At 71.7% G+C, this 20,611-nt stretch carries 23 protein-coding genes; 14 read left to right on the forward strand and 9 right to left on the reverse strand.

The window, feature by feature from the left end; translation table 11 throughout:
• The first annotated feature begins 86 nt into the window (after window positions 1–86).
• The 6 genes from PD653B2_RS10525 (at window position 87) to PD653B2_RS10550 (ending at window position 4,789) form a co-directional block, all read left to right on the forward strand.
• Window positions 87–1,271, forward strand: a complete 1,185-nt coding sequence (locus tag PD653B2_RS10525; RefSeq protein WP_085872332.1) for an acyl-CoA dehydrogenase family protein — start codon at window positions 87–89, stop codon at window positions 1,269–1,271.
• Between the two features lie 24 nt (window positions 1,272–1,295).
• Entirely contained in the window at window positions 1,296–2,438 is a 1,143-nt protein-coding gene (locus tag PD653B2_RS25865; protein ID WP_085872333.1) for an acyl-CoA dehydrogenase family protein, read from the forward strand.
• Between the two features lie 61 nt (window positions 2,439–2,499).
• On the forward strand, window positions 2,500–2,805 hold the full coding sequence (locus PD653B2_RS10535) for a WXG100 family type VII secretion target (protein ID WP_085872334.1): 306 nt from the start codon (window positions 2,500–2,502) through the stop codon (window positions 2,803–2,805).
• Window positions 2,805–3,104: a WXG100 family type VII secretion target gene (locus PD653B2_RS10540; RefSeq protein ID WP_085872335.1), complete on the forward strand. Its 300-nt coding sequence runs from the start codon at window positions 2,805–2,807 to the stop codon at window positions 3,102–3,104. The genes PD653B2_RS10535 and PD653B2_RS10540 overlap by 1 nt, the downstream gene beginning before the upstream one ends.
• Window positions 3,101–4,492 carry an RNase A-like domain-containing protein gene (locus tag PD653B2_RS10545; RefSeq protein ID WP_085872336.1) on the forward strand — a complete coding sequence of 464 codons (1,392 nt, stop codon included), beginning with the start codon at window positions 3,101–3,103 and terminating at the stop codon, window positions 4,490–4,492. Before PD653B2_RS10540 ends, PD653B2_RS10545 begins: the two co-directional genes overlap by 4 nt.
• 9 nt (window positions 4,493–4,501) lie before the next feature.
• Window positions 4,502–4,789, forward strand: a complete 288-nt coding sequence (locus PD653B2_RS10550; protein WP_085872337.1) for a contact-dependent growth inhibition system immunity protein — start codon at window positions 4,502–4,504, stop codon at window positions 4,787–4,789.
• Window positions 4,790–4,843: 54 nt separating this feature from the next.
• Here PD653B2_RS10550 and PD653B2_RS10555 read toward each other — a convergent pair whose 3' ends face one another.
• Window positions 4,844–6,247, reverse strand: a complete 1,404-nt coding sequence (locus tag PD653B2_RS10555; RefSeq protein ID WP_085872338.1) for a glycoside hydrolase family 30 protein — start codon at window positions 6,245–6,247, stop codon at window positions 4,844–4,846.
• Between the two features lie 123 nt (window positions 6,248–6,370).
• Between PD653B2_RS10555 and PD653B2_RS10560 the strand changes: the two genes are divergently transcribed.
• The 3 genes from PD653B2_RS10560 (at window position 6,371) to PD653B2_RS10575 (ending at window position 8,317) form a co-directional block, all read left to right on the forward strand.
• On the forward strand, window positions 6,371–7,051 hold the full coding sequence (locus tag PD653B2_RS10560; protein WP_085872339.1) for a DUF4389 domain-containing protein: 681 nt from the start codon (window positions 6,371–6,373) through the stop codon (window positions 7,049–7,051).
• Between the two features lie 7 nt (window positions 7,052–7,058).
• Complete coding sequence (locus PD653B2_RS10565; protein ID WP_085872340.1) at window positions 7,059–7,502, forward strand: hypothetical protein; 444 nt, start codon at window positions 7,059–7,061, stop codon at window positions 7,500–7,502.
• Window positions 7,503–7,663: 161 nt separating this feature from the next.
• A complete protein-coding gene (locus PD653B2_RS10575) occupies window positions 7,664–8,317 on the forward strand; it encodes a hypothetical protein (protein WP_085872342.1) in 654 nt (217 codons plus the stop codon).
• Here PD653B2_RS10575 and PD653B2_RS10580 read toward each other — a convergent pair.
• From PD653B2_RS10580 to PD653B2_RS10590, 3 genes are all read right to left on the reverse strand, one after another.
• Entirely contained in the window at window positions 8,284–8,787 is a 504-nt protein-coding gene (locus PD653B2_RS10580) for a DUF4234 domain-containing protein (RefSeq protein ID WP_207559348.1), read from the reverse strand. The two genes, PD653B2_RS10575 and PD653B2_RS10580, sit on opposite strands and share 34 nt — an antisense overlap.
• Before the next feature lie 131 nt (window positions 8,788–8,918).
• Window positions 8,919–9,308, reverse strand: a complete 390-nt coding sequence (locus PD653B2_RS10585) for a DUF2237 family protein (RefSeq protein WP_085872343.1) — start codon at window positions 9,306–9,308, stop codon at window positions 8,919–8,921.
• 1 nt (window position 9,309) lies between these two features.
• A complete protein-coding gene (locus tag PD653B2_RS10590; RefSeq protein WP_085872344.1) occupies window positions 9,310–9,729 on the reverse strand; it encodes a hypothetical protein in 420 nt (139 codons plus the stop codon).
• 132 nt (window positions 9,730–9,861) lie between these two features.
• Between PD653B2_RS10590 and PD653B2_RS10595 the strand changes: the two genes are divergently transcribed.
• Together PD653B2_RS10595 and PD653B2_RS10600 are read left to right on the forward strand one after the other, a co-directional pair.
• Window positions 9,862–10,551 (forward strand): hypothetical protein, encoded by a 690-nt coding sequence (locus PD653B2_RS10595; protein ID WP_133058957.1) that lies wholly within the window; start codon window positions 9,862–9,864, stop codon window positions 10,549–10,551.
• 32 nt (window positions 10,552–10,583) lie between these two features.
• Window positions 10,584–11,015, forward strand: a complete 432-nt coding sequence (locus PD653B2_RS10600) for an SHOCT domain-containing protein (RefSeq protein ID WP_085872346.1) — start codon at window positions 10,584–10,586, stop codon at window positions 11,013–11,015.
• A 25-nt stretch (window positions 11,016–11,040) separates the two neighbouring features.
• On the opposite strand, the gene PD653B2_RS10605 is transcribed toward PD653B2_RS10600, so the two are convergent.
• The 4 genes from PD653B2_RS10605 to rlmC are packed head-to-tail and all read right to left on the reverse strand — an operon-like array spanning window position 11,041 to window position 14,128.
• A complete protein-coding gene (locus PD653B2_RS10605) occupies window positions 11,041–12,036 on the reverse strand; it encodes an aldo/keto reductase (protein WP_085872347.1) in 996 nt (331 codons plus the stop codon).
• 20 nt (window positions 12,037–12,056) lie between these two features.
• A complete protein-coding gene (locus PD653B2_RS10610) occupies window positions 12,057–12,599 on the reverse strand; it encodes a hypothetical protein (RefSeq protein ID WP_085872348.1) in 543 nt (180 codons plus the stop codon).
• Between the two features lie 60 nt (window positions 12,600–12,659).
• The gene (locus tag PD653B2_RS10615) at window positions 12,660–12,989 is read right to left on the reverse strand and encodes a TraR/DksA family transcriptional regulator (protein ID WP_085872349.1); all 330 of its coding nucleotides are present in this window, start codon (window positions 12,987–12,989) and stop codon (window positions 12,660–12,662) included.
• A complete protein-coding gene (gene rlmC / locus PD653B2_RS10620; RefSeq protein ID WP_085872350.1) occupies window positions 12,986–14,128 on the reverse strand; it encodes a 23S rRNA (uracil(747)-C(5))-methyltransferase RlmC in 1,143 nt (380 codons plus the stop codon). Before rlmC ends, PD653B2_RS10615 begins: the two co-directional genes overlap by 4 nt.
• A gap of 307 nt (window positions 14,129–14,435) precedes the next feature.
• Here rlmC and PD653B2_RS10625 point away from each other — a divergent pair, with 307 nt between their 5' ends.
• From PD653B2_RS10625 to PD653B2_RS10635, 3 genes are all read left to right on the forward strand, one after another.
• Entirely contained in the window at window positions 14,436–15,902 is a 1,467-nt protein-coding gene (locus PD653B2_RS10625) for an MFS transporter (protein WP_085872351.1), read from the forward strand.
• 71 nt (window positions 15,903–15,973) lie between these two features.
• Complete coding sequence (locus PD653B2_RS10630) at window positions 15,974–17,317, forward strand: phospholipase D-like domain-containing protein (protein WP_242665238.1); 1,344 nt, start codon at window positions 15,974–15,976, stop codon at window positions 17,315–17,317.
• 54 nt (window positions 17,318–17,371) lie between these two features.
• Window positions 17,372–18,718 carry a phospholipase D-like domain-containing protein gene (locus PD653B2_RS10635; RefSeq protein WP_085872353.1) on the forward strand — a complete coding sequence of 449 codons (1,347 nt, stop codon included), beginning with the start codon at window positions 17,372–17,374 and terminating at the stop codon, window positions 18,716–18,718.
• A gap of 9 nt (window positions 18,719–18,727) precedes the next feature.
• On the opposite strand, the gene PD653B2_RS10640 is transcribed toward PD653B2_RS10635, so the two are convergent.
• Window positions 18,728–20,590, reverse strand: coding sequence for a fibronectin type III domain-containing protein (locus tag PD653B2_RS10640; RefSeq protein ID WP_085872354.1), 1,863 nt, complete (start codon window positions 20,588–20,590; stop codon window positions 18,728–18,730).
• Between the last annotated feature and the right edge of the window lie 21 nt (window positions 20,591–20,611).

Raw genomic sequence — 20,611 nt, forward strand, 5'->3', positions numbered from 1 at the left:
TGCCGACGCCGCCAGACGGGCCCCGCTCCCGCATCCGGCGTACTTGCCAGTAACGTGTCGGCGAGGTCACCACCAGGGAGGTACTCATGCAGCTGGCGCTGTCGGCGGAGGACGCCGAGTTCCGCGACGAGATGCGGACGTTCTTCACCACGAAGATCCCGCAGGAGATCCGTGACGCGGTCGCGGACCGCCGCGAGCTCACCAAGGACCAGATCGTCGAGAGCATGCGGATCCTCAACGAGGCCGGGCTCGCCGTACCGAACTGGCCCACGGAGTGGGGCGGCCAGGACTGGTCGCCGCTGCGCCGCCACATCTGGCACGAGGAGATGCAGCGCGCCTACGTCCCGGTGCCACTGGCGTTCAACGCCTCGATGATCGGCCCGGTGATCGCGCAGTTCGCGACGCAGGAGATGAAGGAGAAGTTCCTCCCGCCGACCGCGAACCTCGACATCTGGTGGGCGCAGGGCTTCTCCGAGCCCGACGCCGGCTCCGACCTCGCGTCGCTGCGCACCTCCGCCGTCCTGGACGGTGACCACTACGTCGTCAACGGCCAGAAGACGTGGACCACGCTCGGGCAGTACGGCGACTGGATCTTCACGCTGGTGCGCACCAACCCCGACGTGAAGAAGCAGGCGGGCATCTCGCTGCTGCTCATCGACATGACCACGCCCGGCGTCGAGGTCCGGCCGATCGAGCTGATCGACGGCGGCCACGAGGTCAACGAGGTGTGGTTCGAGGACGTGCGCGTCCCGGTCGAGAACCTCGTCGGCGAGGAGAACAAGGCGTGGGACTACGCCAAGTTCCTGCTCGGCAACGAACGGGTGGGCGTCGCGCCGGTCGGCGCCACGAAGCGGGTGCTCGCCCAGGCCAAGGAGTGGGCCGGATCGGTCTCGGTCGGCTCTGCCGAGGAGGGGGCGACCCTCCTGGACGACCCGCTGGTCTCGACCCGGATCGCCGAGCTGGAGAACGAGCTGCTCGCCCTCGAGCTCACCGCCCTGCGGGTGGTCGCCAACTCCGCCGACGGGAAGCCGCACCCGGCCTCGTCGGTGCTCAAGCTCAAGGGGACCGAGCTGCAACAGGCGGTCACCGAGCTGGTCGTCGACCTCGCCGGGCCGGCCTCGATCGCGAGCGGCGCGGGCGACGAGTCCGACCTGCCCTTCTGGGCGCGGCACGCCACGCCGGTCTACCTGAACTTCCGCAAGGCCTCCATCTACGGCGGCTCCAACGAGGTGCAGCGACAGATCATCGCCCGCACCATCCTGGGACTCTGACACTTCTCTGGGAGGAGAGCACAGATGGACTTCACCTACGACGAGGAGCAGCAGGCGCTGCGCGAGGCCGTCCGCGGCCTGGTCGGCAAGGCCTACTCCGACTTCGAGAACCGGCGCAAGGCCGTCGCCGAGGACCCCGGGTTCGACGAGAAGCTGTGGGCCAGGCTGGCCGAGATGGGCATCCTCGGGCTGCCCTTCCCCGAGGAGTACGGCGGCATGGGCGCCGGGGCGATCGAGGTCGGCATCGTGGCCCAGGAGTTCGGCCGGGTGCTCGCGCCCGAGCCGTTCCTGACCTCCGTGGTCCTGGCCGGCGGCATCATCGCCGCGGCCGGCACCGAGGAGCAGAAGTCCGAGCTGCTCGGCGCCCTGACCGAGGGCTCGATGGTCCCGACGTTCGCGCACGCCGAGCCCGGGTCGCGCTGGCAGCCCACGGCCGCCGGCGTCACCGCGACGCAGGACGGTGACAGCTGGGCGCTGAGCGGCGTCAAGGAGCCGGTCCCCCACGGCGCGCGCGCCGACGTGCTGGTCGTCAGCGCGGCGCTCCCCGACGGCGGCACCGGCCTCTTCCTGGTGCCGGGTGACGCCGACGGCGTCACCCGCACCGGCTACCCGACCCACGACGGGGGCCGCGCCGCCAAGGTGGCCTTCGACGGCGCCGCGGCGTCCCCCCTGGGCAGCCCCGACGACCGCGCCGGCCTCATCGCGCGGGTGCTCGACATCGCCCGGATCACCGCCTGCAACGAGGCAGTCGGGCTGATGGAGGTGGCGCTCGAGCAGACCTCGGCGTACCTCAAGAGCCGCAAGCAGTTCGGCGTCACGCTGAACACCTTCCAGGCGCTGACCTTCCGCGCGGCCGACATGTACGTCTCGCTCGAGCTGGCGCGCAGCCTCGCCGTCTGGGCGACGATGGTGCTGGCCGGAGCGTCGGGTGAGGAGGCCTCGGTCGCCGCCTCGCGCGCGTCGCTGGGCGTCAGCCGCGCGGGCCGGCACATCGGCCAGGAGGCCATCCAGCTGCACGGCGGCATCGGCATGACCGCGGAGTACAGCATCGGCAGCTACACCAGCCGGCTCACCGCGCTCGACCACCTCTTCGGCGACGGCAACCACCACCTGGGGCTGCTCGGCGCCGCTGTCGGTGGGTACGACGAGGTCGACCCGCTTCCGTAGGTTTTCCACAGGCCGCGGATCGGCGGTGTCGGACGTGCGGTGAGCCGGGAATCCTCCCGGCATGATCACCCTCGACCACACCGCCTTCCGCGCGGCCGTCGCGGACGTCCACGCCGCTGCCGATCGGCTCCGTGACGACCGCGAACGGGTCGCGCAGGAGGTCGACGGCCTCCTCGACACGGGCTGGCGCGGCGCCGCCGCCACGGCGTACGCCGCCGGCTGGGACGACTGGAAACAGGCCGCGGCCCGCGTGCTCGCCGGCCTCGACACGATGGGTCGGCTGCTCGACGCGGCACATGCCGACCTGGCGCAGAGCGACACCTCCTCGGCCGACTCGCTCGCTCGTCTCACGGCGAGGCTGGGCTGATGTCCTCCGCCTTCGCGGTCGACCTCGACGAGCTGATGCGCTCGATCGACGAGATGGCGCGCGCCGGCGCGGCGCTCGACGTCCTGCTCAGCGACGTCGCCGCCCGCGTCGCGGCGCTCCACGAAACATGGTCCGGCGAGGCCGCCGCCGCCCAGGCTGCCGCGCAGGCGGAGTGGGAGGCCGGCTTCCGCGAGATGCGCTCGGCGCTCGCGTCGATGCGGGCGGCCGCGGACCTCGCGCACGGCAACTACGGCGACGCGGTCGCCACCAACCTGCGGATGTGGGAGCAGGTCCGATGAGGGTCGCGATCCGCGGCGAGGGCTACTCCTCGGCCGTCGAGGCGTTCGTCTCGGGCAACCTGCTGGCCGCCCGGGCCTGCGAGACGCTCTGCAACCGGCTGCCGGCGTACGCCGGCATGGCGGGCGACGACGCGACCGCGACCGACTTCGCCGCGTCGTACGACGAGGCGGCCGCGGAGGCCGTCTCGGCGCTCGCCGGTCTGGTCGGCGGGCTCGGCTCGCTCGGTCATCTCGCCGAGGCGTCGCTGGCCAACCACCTCGCGGCCGATGCGGAGTCGGTCGTCGGCGCGGCCTACCGCCCGGACGCTCCGCCCAGCCGCGCCGACGACAGCGTGGGCCTGCTCGTCGGCACCCCGCCCTCCTCGCTCGGCGCGGACTCCTCGTCGCTGCCCGGGTGGGCGTCGGTCGTCCTCGACTTCCTCGAGGGCGTCTTCTGGCCGGACGCCGACACCGACCGCCTGCGCGACGCCGCTGCCTCCTGGCGGTCGGCCGCGACCTCCGTCTCGATCCTCACGGCGCACTGCCGCACGGCGCTCGAGGGCTTCGAGGGCGAGCTCTCCCCCGAGATCCCGCTCGCCGTCGCGACCACCCAGGACCTCCGCGTCCGGATCGACGTGGTCGCCGACCAGCTGGCCACGATCGCCACGTCCTGCGAGGCCTACGCCGACCAGGTCGACGCCAAGCGCGCCGAGATGCTCGACCTGCTCGAGCAGCTCGGCATCGAGCTGGGCGTCGGCGCCCTCGTCACCGGCGCGCTGTCGCTCCTCTCCGGCGGGCTCGCCGCAGGCGCCGGCACCGCCGCCGCCGGTGGCCGCATCGCCGCCGTCTCCCGCGACCTGAAGGTCATCGTCGACGCGCTGCGGGTCCTCAACGGCAGCACGTCCGCGGGTCTCCGGCCGGTGTCCGCGACGCTGCGTGACTCGCGGTCGTACCTGTCGCGGTTGGTCGCTGCTCGGCGTACGGCGATGACGGAGCGGGGAAGTCTGCGCCTGGGGCGGGAGTACGGCTTCCCGCGGCGGTGGTTGCGCTCGCACGAGCACTCCGGCAGTCACACGCGGAGGGACCACATCGGCAGGAGCGACCAGCAGCTGCGCGAGAGACTGGCCAACGAGAGCGGGCCGCCTGCTGCCTCGACCTTCCGATCGGAACGAGAGGCGGAGCGAGCCATCGAGGATGCGATCTCGCGAAACCGGGGTGCCATCGACAACTGGATGGCCTCCGGACGCTTCAAGAAGCCGTTCTTCGCGGATGTCGGCTACGACATCGGACGGATCCTCGTCCGCGATACTGGCGAGATCGTCTCCAGCACCAAGGTCCGCCTCGTCCTCGTGAAGGACTCGTCGATGCCGCTTGGATGGCGCCTATTGACCGCCTTCCCGGATCTCTGAGGAGAGCAGATGCCTGACGAATCGGCGCTCGAGCACCTCATCGGCGCCTACCTGAACCAGGATCAGTCGCTCGTCTACCCGGACCTCATGGCCGGCGTCGATGACTTCGCCAGGGACGAGCCCGACCTCGCCGCCGCGTTGCCGTCCGAGATCGACGACGTCCTCGCCTCGCACATGTCCGAAGCGGACCTGGTAGCACTCATGCGACGGCTCGGAGCGGGATTCATGCCGGGCGAGGGCGGCTACCGCGGCAGGCTCACCGAGATCGCCGACCGCGTCCGGGCTGCCACGAGCTGAGCGAGTCGTCCGCCTCTCACGCGTCTATACGCTGCCCTGAGGCGGACGACCCGCTCACCCGGACGGCACCGGCGCCCGATAGCTGAACATCTCCCCCGGACGTACGACGTAGCGCCGCCCGCCGCCGTCGCCGATCGCGATCCGCACGGTCTGCTCGGAGCCGGAGCGGTTCTGCCCGAAGACGCCGACGGTGTCGTCGGGGTTGCGGAAGGCCGCGACGCTGAGCCACTCCGGCGCCTCGGCGTCGATCACGCGGGCGCCCGGGGCGGCCGCGCGGGAGAGGTGGGCGAGCGTGAAGAACTCGGGCTCGCGGATCATCCCGGACGGCGTCACGGTCACCACCCCGCGACACAGCTTGCAGCCGCCACGGGACCCGGTGTCGGCCGGGCCGTGCTCGGCGTCGAGGGCGAGGTTCCACATCATCAGCCCGGACGAGCCGGCGCGGATCGCGTCGGCGACCAGGTTCTCGGCGTCCCAGCCGAAGGTGCCGGTCGCGTCGTCGACGGTGCCGGTGCACTCGGTGATCATCCGGGGCAGGGCAAGACCGGCCATCTGGTCGGGGTGGCCCGCGTAGCAGTGGAACGCCGCCCCGTCGAAGCCGTCCGATTCGGCGAGGACGGCGTCCACCCGGTCGCGGTCGTCCCAGTTGTGGTCGATCGCCCAGAGCCGGGTGCCGAGGGCGTCGAGCCGCGGCCCGACGGAGCTGGCGAGGGTGGCCATCTGCGCGTCGGTCATCGTCATCGTCGGGTAGTCGGAGCTGTGCCCGGGCTCGTTGCCGAGGGAGGTCGCCCAGAGCGGCACGCCGTGCCGCTCCAGCCACTGCGCCTGAGCGACGAGCAGGTCGCCGTACGCGCCCACCTCGTCGTCGGCGAGCGCGCCACCGCGCAGGGTGCCGCTGGTCTTCATCGCGGCGGGCGCCGACCAGGCGGCGCCCACGACCCGGAGGCCGGGGCGCAGGGGCAGTACGTCGGAGGTCACGAGGTCGAGCGCGCGCCGGGCCTCGGGGCTCGGCGTCGCGGTCCGGCCGTCCCACGACCAGCTCCACATCCGCGGCGAGAAGTCGGTCGCCGAGAGCGGCAGACGGAGCATGTTCAGCCGGGCACCCCGGGCGGCCTTCGGGTCGAAGAGCGTGCGCACGAAGCCGGGCCGGCCGTCGAGCAGCTCGACGGACGCATCCGTCAGGGCCGCGCCGGTGCCCCACCAGACCTGCCGGGTCTGCTCGGGGTGGAGGACGACGTCGACCGTCGACCCGGCCGACGCCCGGGAGGTCGGGAGGGTCTGCAGCCGGCGGCCGGGGTCGGTGGGCGAGGAGACGGTGAAGGTCGGCTTCGGCGGCGGCTTCGGAGCCGCCCTGCCACCCACGTCGGCCGACGGCACGGCCGCGGATCCGCACGAGACCACCGCGCTCGCGACCACGGCGGCGAGCACGGGCAGGAGGGCCCGGCAGGGGATCACCATCGCTCCACCGTGTGCAGACTCCGCGCGCAGATGCAACCTCGGTGACCAGATCGGGGCGAAGGTCCGTGCCCGGGTTGACCCTTGGCCCTGTGCCCCGCGCAACCGCGGCGAGACGGTGGCGTCATGAGCACCGCCGTCTACCCGGTCCGCCTCGACGCCGAGCTCGAGGAGCCGCTCAGTCGCTGGTTGTGGCTGGTGAAGTGGCTGTTGGCGATCCCCCACTGCATCATTCTCGTCTTCCTCTGGATCGCGTTCGTGGTCCTCACCGTGATCGCGTTCTTCGCGATCCTGTTCACCGGTCGCTACCCGCGCGGGATCTTCGACTTCAACGTCGGCGTCCTCCGGTGGAGCTGGCGGGTGGGCTACTACACGTACGGCGCACTGGGCACCGACCGCTACCCGCCGTTCGCCCTCGCCGAGAAGGACGACTACCCCGCCCACCTCGAGGTCGACTACCCCGAGCACCTGTCGCGCGGGCTGGTGCTGGTCAAGTGGTGGCTGCTCGCGATCCCGCAGTACATCGTGGTCGGCATCTTCAGCGGCGGCGCCCACGCTGCCGGCGGCTGGGGCGGCAGCGGGCTGATCGGCTTCCTCGTCCTGGTGGCCGCCGTGGTGCTGCTGTTCACCGGCCACTACCTCGCCGATGTCTTCCCGCTGGTCATCGGCCTCAACCGCTGGGTCTTCCGGGTCGCGGCGTACGCCGCGCTGATGACCGACGAGTACCCGCCGTTCCGTCTCGACCTCGGCGGCGCCGACCCGGGCAGCGTCCGGGCCGAGCACCCGATCGCCACACCGGTCCCGTGAGCACCCCATGACCACCACGGCCGACACCCGTCGCCGACCGTCGGCGCCTGCCCGACGCTCGGGGTACGTCGGCACCGTCGTCGTCGACGCGCTCTTCCTCTACCTCCTGAACCGGTGGCCCGGCTGGGACCTGCTGCCGTTCCTGACCCCCGACTTCGAGCGGGTCATCGGGCTGATGAACCTCTCGATCGTGGTCCACCTGGCCGCGAACGCCCTCTACGTGGCCTGGGACCCGCGCTGGCTGCGCGCCATCGGCGAGATCGTCACGTCGGCGATCGGGATCGTCGTGGTCTCACGCTTCTGGCAGGTGTTCCCGTTCGACACCGCCGACGACTGGTCCGGCTGGGGCCTGGTCGCCCACCTCGTGCTCGGGCTCGGCATCGTCGGCTCGGCGATCGGCGTCGTCAGCGGCGTGGTCCACCTGGTGCGGAGCTGCCGTCGTCCCGACTGACCGCACCACCGTCGAGGCGGTCCCGGAGCCGGTCACGGACCTCTTCCGGCGTGAGCTGCGCGCGCTGACGCTGGTCACGCGCGATGATGGCTCCTGTGGCGGCCACTCCGGCCACCCCCGCGAGCCCGAGCCACTTCCAGACCTTCACGAGGACTCCTTCCATGACGCTCACACTCGACGAGGCGGTCGACCTGACCCGCACCGGCGACCTGTGGCTGTTCCGCGGGAACTCGACCGCCGACCACGCTATCCGGGTCCTGACCAACGCGCCCGTCAACCACGTCGGGATGGCCGTCGTCCTCGACGACCTGCCGCCGCTGATGTGGCACGCCGAGCTCGGCAAGGGCCTCGTCGACGTGTGGACCAACAGCCACCACCGCGGCGTCCAGCTGCACGACCTGCGCGGCGCCGTCGAGCAGTGGACCGGCCGTTACGAGCAGCGCGCCTGGCTGCGCCAGCTCGACACCGTGGTCACCCCGACGATGGAGGACGCCATCCTCCAGACCATCGCCCGCCTCGACGGCACGCCCTTCCCCACGACGGCCGCGCTGATCGGGCGCTGGGCGAAGGGCCGGATCCGGCACGCCGCACCGGCCGAGCTCACCTACTGCGCCGAGGTGGTCGCCGCGACGTACGCCGCGATGGGCCTGCTCGACGGCAAGCGCCCGACCAACTACTACGACCCCGGCAAGTTCTGGTCCGGCGACGACCTCGAGCTGCTGCGTGGTGCCCGCCTCGGTGACGAGATCGGCGTCCTCACCGATCAGCGGCCACGACAGGCTCAGTCCTCCGTCGCGCCGACCGAGCGCCAGTAGTCGTTCAGCGCACCGTTCGTCTTCACGAACCACACGATCGCGCCCACGAAGAAGAACCAGCCGAGCAGCAGGTACCAGAGGCCGGTCGACGCGCTCACCGGGCGCTTCTGGCCGCGACGCTCGTAGAGGCCACCCACCTCGTTGGGGGTGATGAACGGCATCACGATGCCGACGAGGGCAGCGAGCAGCAGCGCGATCGGACCGCCCACGCCCTGGCCGCTGTGGGCCTTCATCTCCTCGTGGGTCTTGTAGTACCAGTACCAGGTGTAGAAGCCGAGCGTGACGACGGTGAGCAGGATGCAGGTGCCGGTGCTGCGGATCTTGCCGATCGGCGCCGCGCCGGCCTGGTAGCCGTAAGGAGCAGCCGCGGCGGCAGCGGGGGCCACCATCCCCGTGGGAGCGGCACCGTACGGCGGCGGGACCGCCTCGGCGGGCTGGGTCGGCGAAACGGGCTCGGTGCTCTCGGTCATGACAGTTGTCCTCACGCGGAAATGTTGGGCCGCATCGAAGGGTAGGGCCTGCGCGGCGCCGCGTGCGCGCATTTCGGCCGAAGTCGAGCCTGCTCAGCTAGACGTCGACGTGTGCCGGCGTCTCGACGGGCTCAGGTCAGCGAGCTGGCGTCGCCCGGGACGTCGACCGAGTGCTCGATCAGCCGCTCGATCGGGACCAGCTCCAGGGCTCGTTCGTTGGTGGCGGCGAGCACGACCGGGGCGGCCGCGCCGGCGTCGTACGCCTGGAGCCACCGGGCGGCGACCACACACCACCGGTCGCCGGGGTGCAGCCCGACGAAGCGCCACTCCGGGCGGGGCGTGGACAGGTCGTTGCCGACCGAGCGCTGGTGCTCGAGGAACTCCTCGGTCATCACCGCGCAGACCGCGTGCAGGCCGACGTCCTCGGGACCGCACGAACAGCTCCCGTCCCGGCGGAAGCCGGTCATCGGGTCGGTGCCGCAGGGCTCCAGCGGCCCGCCGAGGACGTTCAGCTCGTCCACGTCAGTCCCCGTCGGTGAGTGCCCACACGCCCGGGCGACCCCGAGACATCTCGCCGTCGGCGACCAGTGCCTGGCGGGCCCGGCGCGCGGCGAAGCGCCAGCGCAGCTCGCCCTCGGGCGTCTTCTCGCGGTCGGCGTCGGTCAGCCGCTCCTCCATCCGCGTCTCGAGCGCGAGGAAGAGGTCGTCCGCGTCGAGCTCGCCGCCGGCCTCCTGGAGCACCGCCACGATCTCCGGCCGGAAGACGTCGACCGGTGTCCAGCGACGAACGACGGCCCGGGCCGGCGCCGTCGTGGTGCTCTTGCGCGTGGTCCGCTTCACCGGCGCGACCCGGGCCGGGGGCGCCGGGGGCGGCGGGGGCCGCCCGTGGATGCACGTGGACTTGGGCAGGTCGCACAGCTCGCAGTAGTCCTCGTCGCTCATCGGTGCCAGCGTAGTCCGATCTCGTCAGGAATCGTCGGGCCGGGTGTCACCGGACTATTCTCGAAACAGGACCACGGGCGAGGTGCCGCACGACCACGTGCGGCCGGAGCCCGGACCGGGATGGGAAAGCTGATGGCTGTCGGGCGGATGACCTACTGGCGCACGACGGACACCGAGGTGGCCACCGGAGCCGAGAACGAGCTGGTGGTCGACGAGTTCGACGACGTCGACGACGAGACCGTGGCCGACGAGGTCGCCGCCGAGGTCGAGCCCACCGTGGAGCCCCTGGCGATCACCGCCGGCGAGGCCGAGGACGCCTGGGCCGAGGAGGCCCGGCAGATCCTCGCGGGAGTCGCCGGGACCTACCACATGCTGATCGACCACACCGACCTCGCGAACGCCGTGCAGAAGGCCAGCGGGATCTACACGAGCACCAACGCGCACTACTGGATCGGCCGGGTCCTCAACCAGGTCGCGGCGGTCAACGCGGTCAAGGGCGAGCCGGCCCTGACCTCCCTGGTCGTGCACCGCGTCCAGGGCACCGTCGGCGACGACTACGACGAGGTGCTCCGTCTGATGGGCGTGCCCGCGATCTCCGACCCCAACGAGCGCGAGAAGCACGCCGCCGCTGCGCGGATGGAGTGCTACCGCTGGGCCGGCGCGAAGATGCCCGAGGACGGCGGCAACGCCGCGCTCTCCCCCAAGCTCGCCCAGCGGATCACCCGGGAGCGCAAGCGCGCTCGCGAGGAGGCCCCGCCCACGGTCTGCCCGACCTGCTTCATGGCGATCCCGCCCACCGGGGTCTGCGACAACTGCGGCTGAGCCACGGCTCGCGACGGGGCTAGGCTCGCGACATGGCCACCGACCCTGCCCTGCGTACGGCGACCGGCTCGATCGGCGGTCGCCCGACCCGGTTGGAGCTGACCGCCGACAGCTTCGTCGTCCGGCTCCAGGGTGACGCCGAGGCGTTCCGCACCGTGCCGCTGGGCCGGATCGTGGCGGTCCGCGAGCAGTCCGGCAAGCTCACGGGCTACCTCACCGTCACCACGCCGGGCGAGGACCTGCAGTTCTCGCGGGTCCCGAGGAAGGACCTCCTCGACTTCGTCGAGGCGCTCCGCGCCGGCGTCGCGGCGGCCCCGCCCGAGGAGGACCTGCCCACCCCCGAGATGGCGAAGTCGCTCGAGACCCTCGAGGAGCTCGAGCGCCTGGGCCGGCTGCACAGCACCGGCGTGATCACCGACGAGGAGTTCGCCACCGCCAAGGCGAAGATGCTCGACCGGCTCTGAGGCGGGCAGGCGGCCGAACCCGGCCCTACCAGCGGCCGTGGATCGCCTCACGGAAGTACGTGTCGTAGATGCGGGTGACGCCGTCGAGCACGTCCTGCGGCAACGCACCGACCTCCCCGGCCGCCGCGTTGGCGCGGGCCTGGTCGGCGTTGCGCGCACCCGGGATCACCGTCGAGACGCCCGGCTGCTGCACGATCCAGGCGATCGCAGCCTGGGCCGGCGTGATGCCGAGGTCGGCGACGAGCGTCGTGAACTCCTGCGCCGCGCGCACGCCCGCCTCGTAGTCCACGCCGGAGAACGTCTCGCCCACGTCGAACGCGCTCCCGTCGCGGTTGTAGGTCCGGTGGTCGTCGGCCGCGAAGGTCGTGCTCGCGTCGTACCTCCCGGAGAGCAGGCCCGAGGCGAGCGGCACCCGCGCGATGATGCCGACGCCGGCCTCCCGGGCGGCGGGCAGCACCGCGTCGAGCGGCTTGAGCCGGAAGGCGTTGAGGATGATCTGGATCGACGCGACGCCGGGCCGCGCGATCGCCGCCAGGGCCTGGTCGGCCGTCTCGACGCTCACGCCGTACGCCGTGATCGCCCCGTCGGCGACCAGCGTGTCGAGGGCGTCGTACGTCGCGTCCGACTCGATGACCGCGCTCGGCGGGCAGTGCAGCTGCACCAGGTCGAGCGTGTCGACCCCGAGGTTGCGCCGCGACCGGTCGGTCCAGGCGCGGAAGTTGTCGAGCGTGTAGTTGTCGGGCACCTGGTCGACCCGGCGGCCCATCTTGGTCGCGACCATGATGTCGCCGTGGCTCTTCGAGAAGGTGCCGATCACCTGCTCGCTGCGGCCGTCGCCGTAGACGTCGGCGGTGTCGAAGACCGTCACCCCGGCCTCGACCGAGGCCTCCAGCACGGCGAGCGCGTCGGCCTCCGACACGTCACCCCAGTCGGCACCCAGCTGCCAGGTCCCGAGACCGACGACCGAGACCTCGCGGCCGGTCCTCCCCCTACCGCTTCCCACCAGGGTTCGCTGCTCCATGGGCGCGAGTCTGGCACGCCTCACAAGGGCTGGTAGGACAGCACCTTCTTGCTCAGCCGCTCCGGGCCCGGGACGTGGTCGGCGCTCGCGGCCGGGCGGTCCTGCACGAAGGACCGCACCGAGATCGCGAACCGCGTGGAGGGCGCCAGACAGCTCGGGTCCACCCGCACGATCGACTTGGTGCCGCGCATCTTCAGGGACGCGCAGCCGCGGTCGCTGATGTCCCGGCCGTGTCCCTCCCAGCCGCGCGCCTTGTAGACCGCGTACTCGGAGAAGGCGTAGCCGGTGAGGTAGAGGTCGGGCTGACGGTCGTCGTCGGTGTCGATCCAGAGGTCGATGCCGTCGCCGACCCGCACTCGGCGGGCGTGCTCGACGGTGACCTGGGCCTTGCGCCCGGCGCTCACCGCGGACTTCATCGTCACCGTGAGGATGTCGTAGGCCTTCCCGGGCTCCGCGGCGTCCCGGATGGTCCGCTCGGTCGGTGGCGCCGCGACCGCGGGCGCGGCGGTGAGGGCCAGCGCGGCGACGGCGGCGAGAGCGGGGAGGACCAGGTGCTGACGCATGCCCCCATTGTGCCCGGCTCCGGGGACACTCATTCCATCACGGCGCGAGCGCCCGAGGTCTCAGTGCGCGACGCAGGTGAGGGCGGTCGGGCGCACCTCGAGCCGCTCCGCCGGGATCGGCCGGCCGCAGACGGTGCACACGCCGTACGTCCCGTCGTCCACCCGCGCCAGGGCGGCGTCGACCTCGCGCAGGTGCTCCTCGGCCAGCCGCACCAGGGCCCCGACCTGCTCGCGTTCGAAGGCGATCGTCGCGCCCTCCGGGTCGTGCTCGTCGTCGGCGTTGGTGTCGCGGGACGCGTCGACGAAGCCGCGGTGCTCGTCGCGCAGGGCGGCGAGCCGGTCCGTCGTACGACGGCGCTCCTGCTCGAGGAGCGACCTCGGGTCGCTCACGACCGCTCCAGCAAGGTCAGCACCTCGTAGTGGGTGGTGTTCGGGAACATGTCGAGCAGCCTCCCCCGCACCGGCCGCAGCGACGGCATCGCGGCCAGGTCGCGCGCGAGCGTCTGGGCGTTGCAGCTCGAGTAGAGGACGTGGCCGACCCCGCTGCCCTCGAGCCAGCCGCTGAGCTCGGGCCCGATCCCGCGGCGCGGCGGGTTCACGACGACCAGGTCCGGTGCCGCGTCGCTGCCGAGCGCGTACGCCGTGGCGTCGCCCGCCACGAACCGCACCCCGGCCAGCCCGGCCTCGGCGCGGCTCTGCTCGGCGCTCGCGATCGCCTCGCGGCTGATCTCGATGCCCACGACCTCGGTGGCCGCGCCGGCGGAGACCAGGTGCAGCGCGAAGCCGCCGACCCCGCAGTAGAGGTCCCACACCGACACCGGCCCGACCTCGCCGACCCACGCTCGGCCCAGGCGGTAGAGCTCGGCGGCCATCGCGGTGTTGGTCTGGAAGAAGCTCGCCGGGCGCAGGTGCAGGTCGATGCCGTTGACCCGCATCCGCAGCGTCTCCCGGTCGGTGAGCAGGATCTCGTGCTCCCCCTCCAGGACCGCCTTGTGCTCGGGCTGGAGGTTGACCGACGCCACGACGACCTGCGGCAGCTCGGCCAGCAGGGCCGGCAGGTGCTTCCGGATCCGCGTCACCGGCTCCTGCGAGCGCAGCACGAACCGGACCATCAGCTCGCCGTCCGGAGACTCCGTCACCAGGAGGTGCTTCAGCTCGCCCCGCCGCGCAGGCACGTCGTACGGCGTCAGCCCGGCGCTGGTCACGAAGCCGGCCAGCACCGGCAGCGCGGTCTGGATCCCGGGCGTGTGCAGGGGGCAGTCGCGCAGGTCGACGCCGCCACCCGGGCCCCCGCTGCCGACGCGGAGGATGCCCAGCGTCGGCTCCGCCACCGTCCCGGTGACGACCATCTTGGCCTTGTTCCTGAAACCCAGCTGCGGGCTGGCGACCGGCGGCGCCCAGGCCAGCCCGGCGTGGTCACCGAGCAGTGCCTCGACACCGCGCTGCTTGCTCGCCAGCTGCACGTCGTAGGGCATGCCGAGCTCGCTGCACGACCGGCAGCGGCCGGCCTCGAAGTGGTGGCAGAGCATGATCCGCTCAGCGTAGGCGTCGAGCAGATCCGAGGAACGGCAAGCACGCGACAGAGCCGAGTCGGCGCCAGTTTCCGGAGGAGCGCCAGCGGGGGAGGAAACTGGCGCCGACTCGGCGAGCCACGTGGGGCACGTCGGCGGCCTGCGGGCCGCAACCACTGCGGGTTTCTCGTGCATCACTCCGCGTGACAGACGTCTCAGGTGGTTGACGGAATCAACCGACTGGTCGCGAGGTTGCGGCTGTACCCGGAGTGCGGCCGCGCCCGGGGAGACGATCCAGACTGCACACTCACCCCAGGGAGCACGCGTGGCACGCACCGACCGCAGGACCGACTACCGGGTGACCTTCCTCGTGCTCTGTGTGGGCGTCTCGTCGTTCTCCCTCCTGCAGTCGATGGTCAACCCGGTGCTGCCCACGATCGAGGCCGCGCTCGACACCGACCAGGCCACGGTCACCTGGGTGCTCACGGCGTACCTGCTCTCCGCCTCGGTCTTCACCCCGATCATCGGCCGGGTCGGCGACAAGGTCGGCAAGGAGCGGATGCTGGTCTTCGCGCTCGCCGCGCTCGCCGTCGGCTCACTGCTCGCGGCCGTCGCACCCAGCATCTGGGTGCTCGTCGTGGCCCGCGCGATCCAGGGCATCGGCGGCGGCGTGCTGCCGCTGACCTTCGGCATCATCCGCGACGAGTTCCCGCGCGACAAGGTCGCCGGAGCCGTCGGTACGTCGGCCGCGCTGCTGGCCGTGGGTGGTGGCGTCGGGCTGGTCATCGCCGGTCCGGTCGTCGACGCGTTGAGCTACCACTGGCTCTTCTGGATCCCGATGGTGATGACGCTCATCGCCGCGATCGCCGCCGCCGTGTTCGTGCCCGAGTCTCCGGAGCGCACGCCGGGCCGGATCAACGTCGGCACCGCCGTCCTGCTCTCGGCGTGGCTCGTCGCCCTCCTGCTGGCCGTGAGCCAGGGGCACAGCTGGGGCTGGAGCTCCGGTCGCGTGATCGGACTGTTCGTCGCCGCCGCCGTGCTCCTGCCGACCTGGGTGATCGCCGAGTCGCGCAGCGCGATGCCGCTCATCGACATGAAGATGATGCGCATCCCGACCGTGTGGACGGTCAACCTGGTGGCCCTGCTTTTCGGCATGGGCATGTACTCGATGTTCGCGTTCCTGCCGCAGTTCCTGCAGACGCCCCAGCTCACCGGCTACGGGTTCGGCGTCTCGGTCACCGAGTCCGGCCTGCTGCTCCTGCCCCAGACCGCGGCCACGTTCGTCGCCGGCGTGTTCTCCGGCCGGCTCGCGGCCCGCTACGGCTCGAAGGCGGTGCTGGTCGTCGGCGCCACCCTCACGGCGCTCGGCACCCTCGGCCTGACCCTCGTGCACGACCAGCTGTGGCAGATCGTGGTCGAGACGACGGTGCTCGGCCTGGCCTTCGGACTCGCGTTCGCGGCGATGTCGAACCTGGTCGTCGACGCCGTCCCGCAGACCCAGACCGGCGTGGCCAGCGGCATGAACGCCAACATCCGCACGGTCGGCGGTGCCCTCGGTGGCGCCGTCCTGGCGAGCGTCGTCACCGCCGGCGCGCGCCCCGACGGGTTCCCGGTCGAGGCGGGCTACACCCACGGCTTCGGCGTCCTGGTCGTGACCTCCGCGCTCGCCGCGCTGGTCGCGGTGTTCGTCCCGGTGGTCCGCGCGAAGACCCACGTCGTACCCGGCCCGCAGGCCGAGGCCGAGGCGGAGGCCGCCGCGGCCGCGCACGCGCCACTCGCCGCCGACCGCTGACGAGTTCGGAGCCTGTCCCACCGTTTGTTACCGTCGACGCTTTGGTCGCGTGGGGGACGAAGGGTGTGGGTGTGAAGCCGAGATTCTCGGGTGTGGTCCTTGCTGTTGCGATGGCGCTGACCGGGTCGCTGCTGGCCGTGCCGGCGACGGTGCCTGCCGCGGCGCGAGCGGCGGAGGTCGTGGCGAAGAAGCCGTGGGAGCCCGCCGCCGGCGGCTTCTTCAACAACCCGTGGGGCGACACGGACTCCCAGTACCGCATCGAGCGCCAGATCGTCGCGGCGATCCGGCACGCCAAGCCGAAGTCGCACATCCGGATCGCGGTCTACTCCTTCGACCGGGTCAACGTCGCCAAGGCCCTGATCAAGGCGCACCAACGCGGCGTCTACGTGCAGGTGCTGCACAACGACCACCAGTACACCCAGGCGATGAAGATGCTGAAGAAGGCGCTCGGCACCAACCGCGGCAAGAAGAGCTGGGACTACACCTGCAAGACCGGCTGCCGCAGCGTCCAGGGCGTCCTGCACGACAAGATCTACCTCTTCGAGCACACCGGCGGCGCCCGCGACGTCGTGATGACCGGGTCGCACAACCTGACCCGCAACGCGACGGTCCACCAGTTCAACGACCTGCTGGTCAAGAAGGACGCGCCGAACCTGCACTCGATGATGCTGCAGCTCTTCTGGGAGCTGAAGAAGGACAAGCCGGCCAAGCCGCTCTACGAGCACAAGGTGCTCGCCAACTACCAGCTCTGGGTGATGCCGCACCCGCGCACGACCTCGGCGAACGACCCGCTGATGCGCATCCTGCGGCAGGTGAGGTGCCAGGGGGCGAACGGCGGCACGGGGACCCACGGGCGCACCAAGATCCGCGTCTCGATGCACTCGTGGGCCGGCGACCGCGGCACCTACATCGCCCGCAAGCTGCGGCAGCTCTACGCCGACGGCTGCGACGTCAAGGTCATGTGGGCCCTGGCCGGCTCCACGATGAAGAAGACGATCGGCGCCTCCACCCCCCGGGGCCAGGTGCCCCGCCACGCCAACGGCTACAACACCGACTGCGACGAGCTGCACGAGGTCGACATGTACAGCCACCAGAAGTACATGACGATCTCCGGCCACTACGGCGACGACCGCTCGGCGTCGTTCGTCTTCACCGGCTCGAGCAACTGGACCTTCTCGGGCATCAGCGGCGACGAGATGATCCTGCGCGCCACCGGGGCGAACCTCGTCAAGCGCTGGAACACGAACTTCACCTACATCTGGGAGCACCGGTCCCGGCCGGTCGGCGGCTCCGGGGGCTTCCGTCCCACGCCCCCGACCTGCACCTCCGCCCGGGCCGGCGCCACCGAGCGCCGGGTGCCCGCCACCACGACCACCGACCCGACCTTCTCCGGGCGGTACTGGGAGAACGACTGACCCGTCGGGCGTGGTGCCCGTGTGACCAGAGTGACTGTTGGTACCTTCTGGCGAGTGCGGAGAACCCCCCTGTTGCTGGCGTGCGCCCTGCTGCTGGTCGGCGCGCTGACCGGGTCGCTGCTGGGCGGTGCGCCGGCGTCGGCCGACCCGAAGCACGGCCAGGGCCAGGGCCACGCCCAGGCCCAGCAGGTGGAGGCGGCGCCGTGGGCGCCGACCAACGGCGGGTTCTTCAACAACCCGTGGGGTGACCGGCGCGCGAAGTTCCAGATCGAGCGGCAGATCATGGCCGCCATCGAGCACGCTCGGCGGGGCTCGCACATCCGGATCGCGGTCTACTCCTTCGACCGGGTCAACGTCGCGAAGGCCCTGATCGCCGCGTACCGGCGCGGGGTGCACGTGCAGGTGCTGCACAACGACCACCAGTACACGCCCGCGATGAGGATGCTGAAGAAGGCGCTCGGCACCCACCGCGGCAAGAAGAGCTGGGACTACACCTGCAAGACCGGCTGCCGCAGCGTCCAGGGCGTCCTGCACGACAAGATCTACCTCTTCGAGCACACCGGCGGCGCCCGCGACGTCGTGATGACCGGCTCGGCCAACCTCACCCTCAACGCCGCCGCCCACCAGTTCAACGACCTGCTGGTGAAGAAGGGCTCGCCGTCCCTGCACCAGACGTTCCTCCGGCTCTTCCGCGAGCTGAAGAAGGACAAGAAGGCCCGGCCGCTCTTCGAGCACAAGACCCTGGACAACTACCAGCTCTGGGTGATGCCGCACCCCCACAACTCCGCGGCCAACGACCCGGTCATGAACATCCTGGACGACGTGAGGTGCTGGGGCGCGCGCGGCGGCACCGGCACGGACGGCCGCACCAAGATCCGGGTCTCGATGCACTCGTGGGCCGGCGAGCGTGGCACGTTCCTCGCCCGCCGGCTGCGCCACCTCTACGCCCGGGGCTGTGACGTGAAGGTGATGTGGGCCCTCGGAGGCGCCGAGATGAAGCGCATGTTCGACCGGCCCACCCGGCACGGCCTGGTCCCGCGCCGGGCCGACGGCTACAACACCGACTGCGACGTGCTCCACCAGGTCGACATGTACAGCCACCAGAAGTACCTGACGATCTCCGGCTGGTACGGCGAGGACCGATCCTCGTCGTACGTCTTCACCGGATCGAGCAACTGGACGTCGTCCGGCATCAGCGGCGACGAGCTGGTCCTCCGCGCCGAGGGGCCTGGCCTGGTGAAGGACTGGAACACGAACTTCAACTTCATCTGGCACAAGCGTGCCCGGGTCGTCGGTGGCGACGGCGGCTTCCGCCCGGAGGCGCCGTACTGCCCCTTCTACTACCGGCCGGTGGCCGGCACCGGCCTGACCTTCTCCGGCCGGCACTGGGAAGGCGACTGACCCCTCTGGTCAGCGCCGCGTCCGGACGTACTTCGTGTGCGCCGTGGCGCTCCAGCCGACGCCGTTCTCGGCCCGGATGCCGACCCGGAGACGCTTGCCCGCCGGCAGCCCGGAGATGGTGGCCTTGCGCTTGCCGGGGCCGAGGTCGAGCACCCTGCCCTTGCACACCAGGCGGTAGCCGGTGATCGCGCTGCCGCGCCCGTCGGGCTTCGACCAGGTGACGGTGATGCTGCGCCTGCCGGCCTTCGCTGACCCGATCCGCGGCGGCAGCGGCACGGTGGCCGGCACCACCGCCGGCGCGGAGACCGTGCCCGACGACCCGTCGGCGGTCATCGCGCGGACGGTGAAGACGTAGCTGGTGCCGTTGGCGAGTCCGGTCGCCCGGAACGAACGGGCGTCCGCCGGCACGACGTCCGTCTCCTCGCCGGGGCTGCGGCTGATCTCGAAGCCGGTCACCTCGGCGGTGGTCTCCGGCAGGTCCCAGGTCACGGTGGCGCTCGCGTTGCCCGGAGTCGCGGCGACGTGCGTGGGGTCCGGCGCGGTCGGCGGACTCGGGGGCCCGATCGTGACCGCGACGACCTCGCCGCCGAGCTGCAGCGACAAGGAGTCAGCGGTGGTCTCGTGCTCGGGGGCGACGCCGTCGGACGGCCGGTACAGCGCGAGGTCCTGGCTCTGCCCGAGCCTCAGGGTCACGTCGGCCTGGGTGACGTCCACCCGCTCCTGCTCGACCGGGTCCCAGACGGAAACGTCGCGCCAGAGCAGCAGCACGAACTGGCCGTCGCGCTTCTGGGTGAGCACGTAGCGCGCCTCGCCCGCCGGCAGCCCGTCGGCCTCGATGGCCAGCGAGCCGGGCTCGAACGACGAGCTGCCGGGGTCGGCGAGCAGCCCCAGCAGGTTCTGCATCGCCGTGTAGGCAGGCTTGGGGGTGAGGTCGCGGCGCAGCAGCCCGAAGTGGGCCTCGGGGTCGGTCAGGTCGGGGTCGTCGAACTCGTCGATCAGCTCGTAGCTGTACATGCGCTGGTGGCCGCGCAGCACGTGCTCGAGCAGCAGCCGCGGCAGGTAGGTCCCGGCGACGTCCTCGGGGACCGCGCGGTGACCGTTGTCGGTGCCGAGCGCGTTGTGGTAGCCCGCCTCGGTGGTGACCAGGGGCTTGTCGGGGACCGACGTGCGGAGGGCATCGGTGATCTGCTTGATCTGGTTGGAGGGCCGGTAGCCGCCGGGGTACATGTGCGCGTTGGCGAGGTCGGCGTTCTCCGAGAGGTCCCCGGCCGCCGCGTAGTTCTGCTTGAAGGCGAGCGCCGGCGACAGCACCGGCAGGTCGGCGGTCGCCGGGTTCGCCTTCGCCGCGGTGTAGAGCTGCTCCTGCCAGCTCTTCACCTGGGGCACCCAGTCGGCGGCGTCGGCACGGCTGAAGAGGTCCCACTCGTTGGCGCCCTCCAGGCTCTCCACGGAGCCGGCGGGCAGCTGGGTCGCGACCGTGTCCACGTAGTCGGCGGGCGTGGACCCGGAGTCGGGTCGGCCCATGATGAGGTCGAAGGCGATGCCCCGCTGGGCGACGGTCCTGATCGCGGCGTACTGCCGCGGCGAGTTCAGGAAGAGGTCGTCGCGCACGTGTCGCACCCCGAGCTCGTCGAGCTTCTGGGCGACGGCGTCGGCGTCGGCGTACGGCGTGTCGAGGAAGTTCAGGTGGATGCCCACGCCGTAGCTGTCGACCACGGAGTCGGCCGGGATCGCGGCGATCGGCGCGATCACCCGGTCCGGCGAGGCTGTCCCGGGCTGCGCCGCGCTCACCGGAGCGGCACCCAGGACGGCGCCCTGGGCGGCGATCACCAAGCCCAGCGCGGAGAGCAGACCTGCCCGAATCAGCCGCATCTCCCCCACCCTAGGCACGAA

Source organism: Nocardioides sp. PD653-B2, from assembly GCF_002117935.1.
GTDB lineage: Bacteria > Actinomycetota > Actinomycetes > Propionibacteriales > Nocardioidaceae > Nocardioides.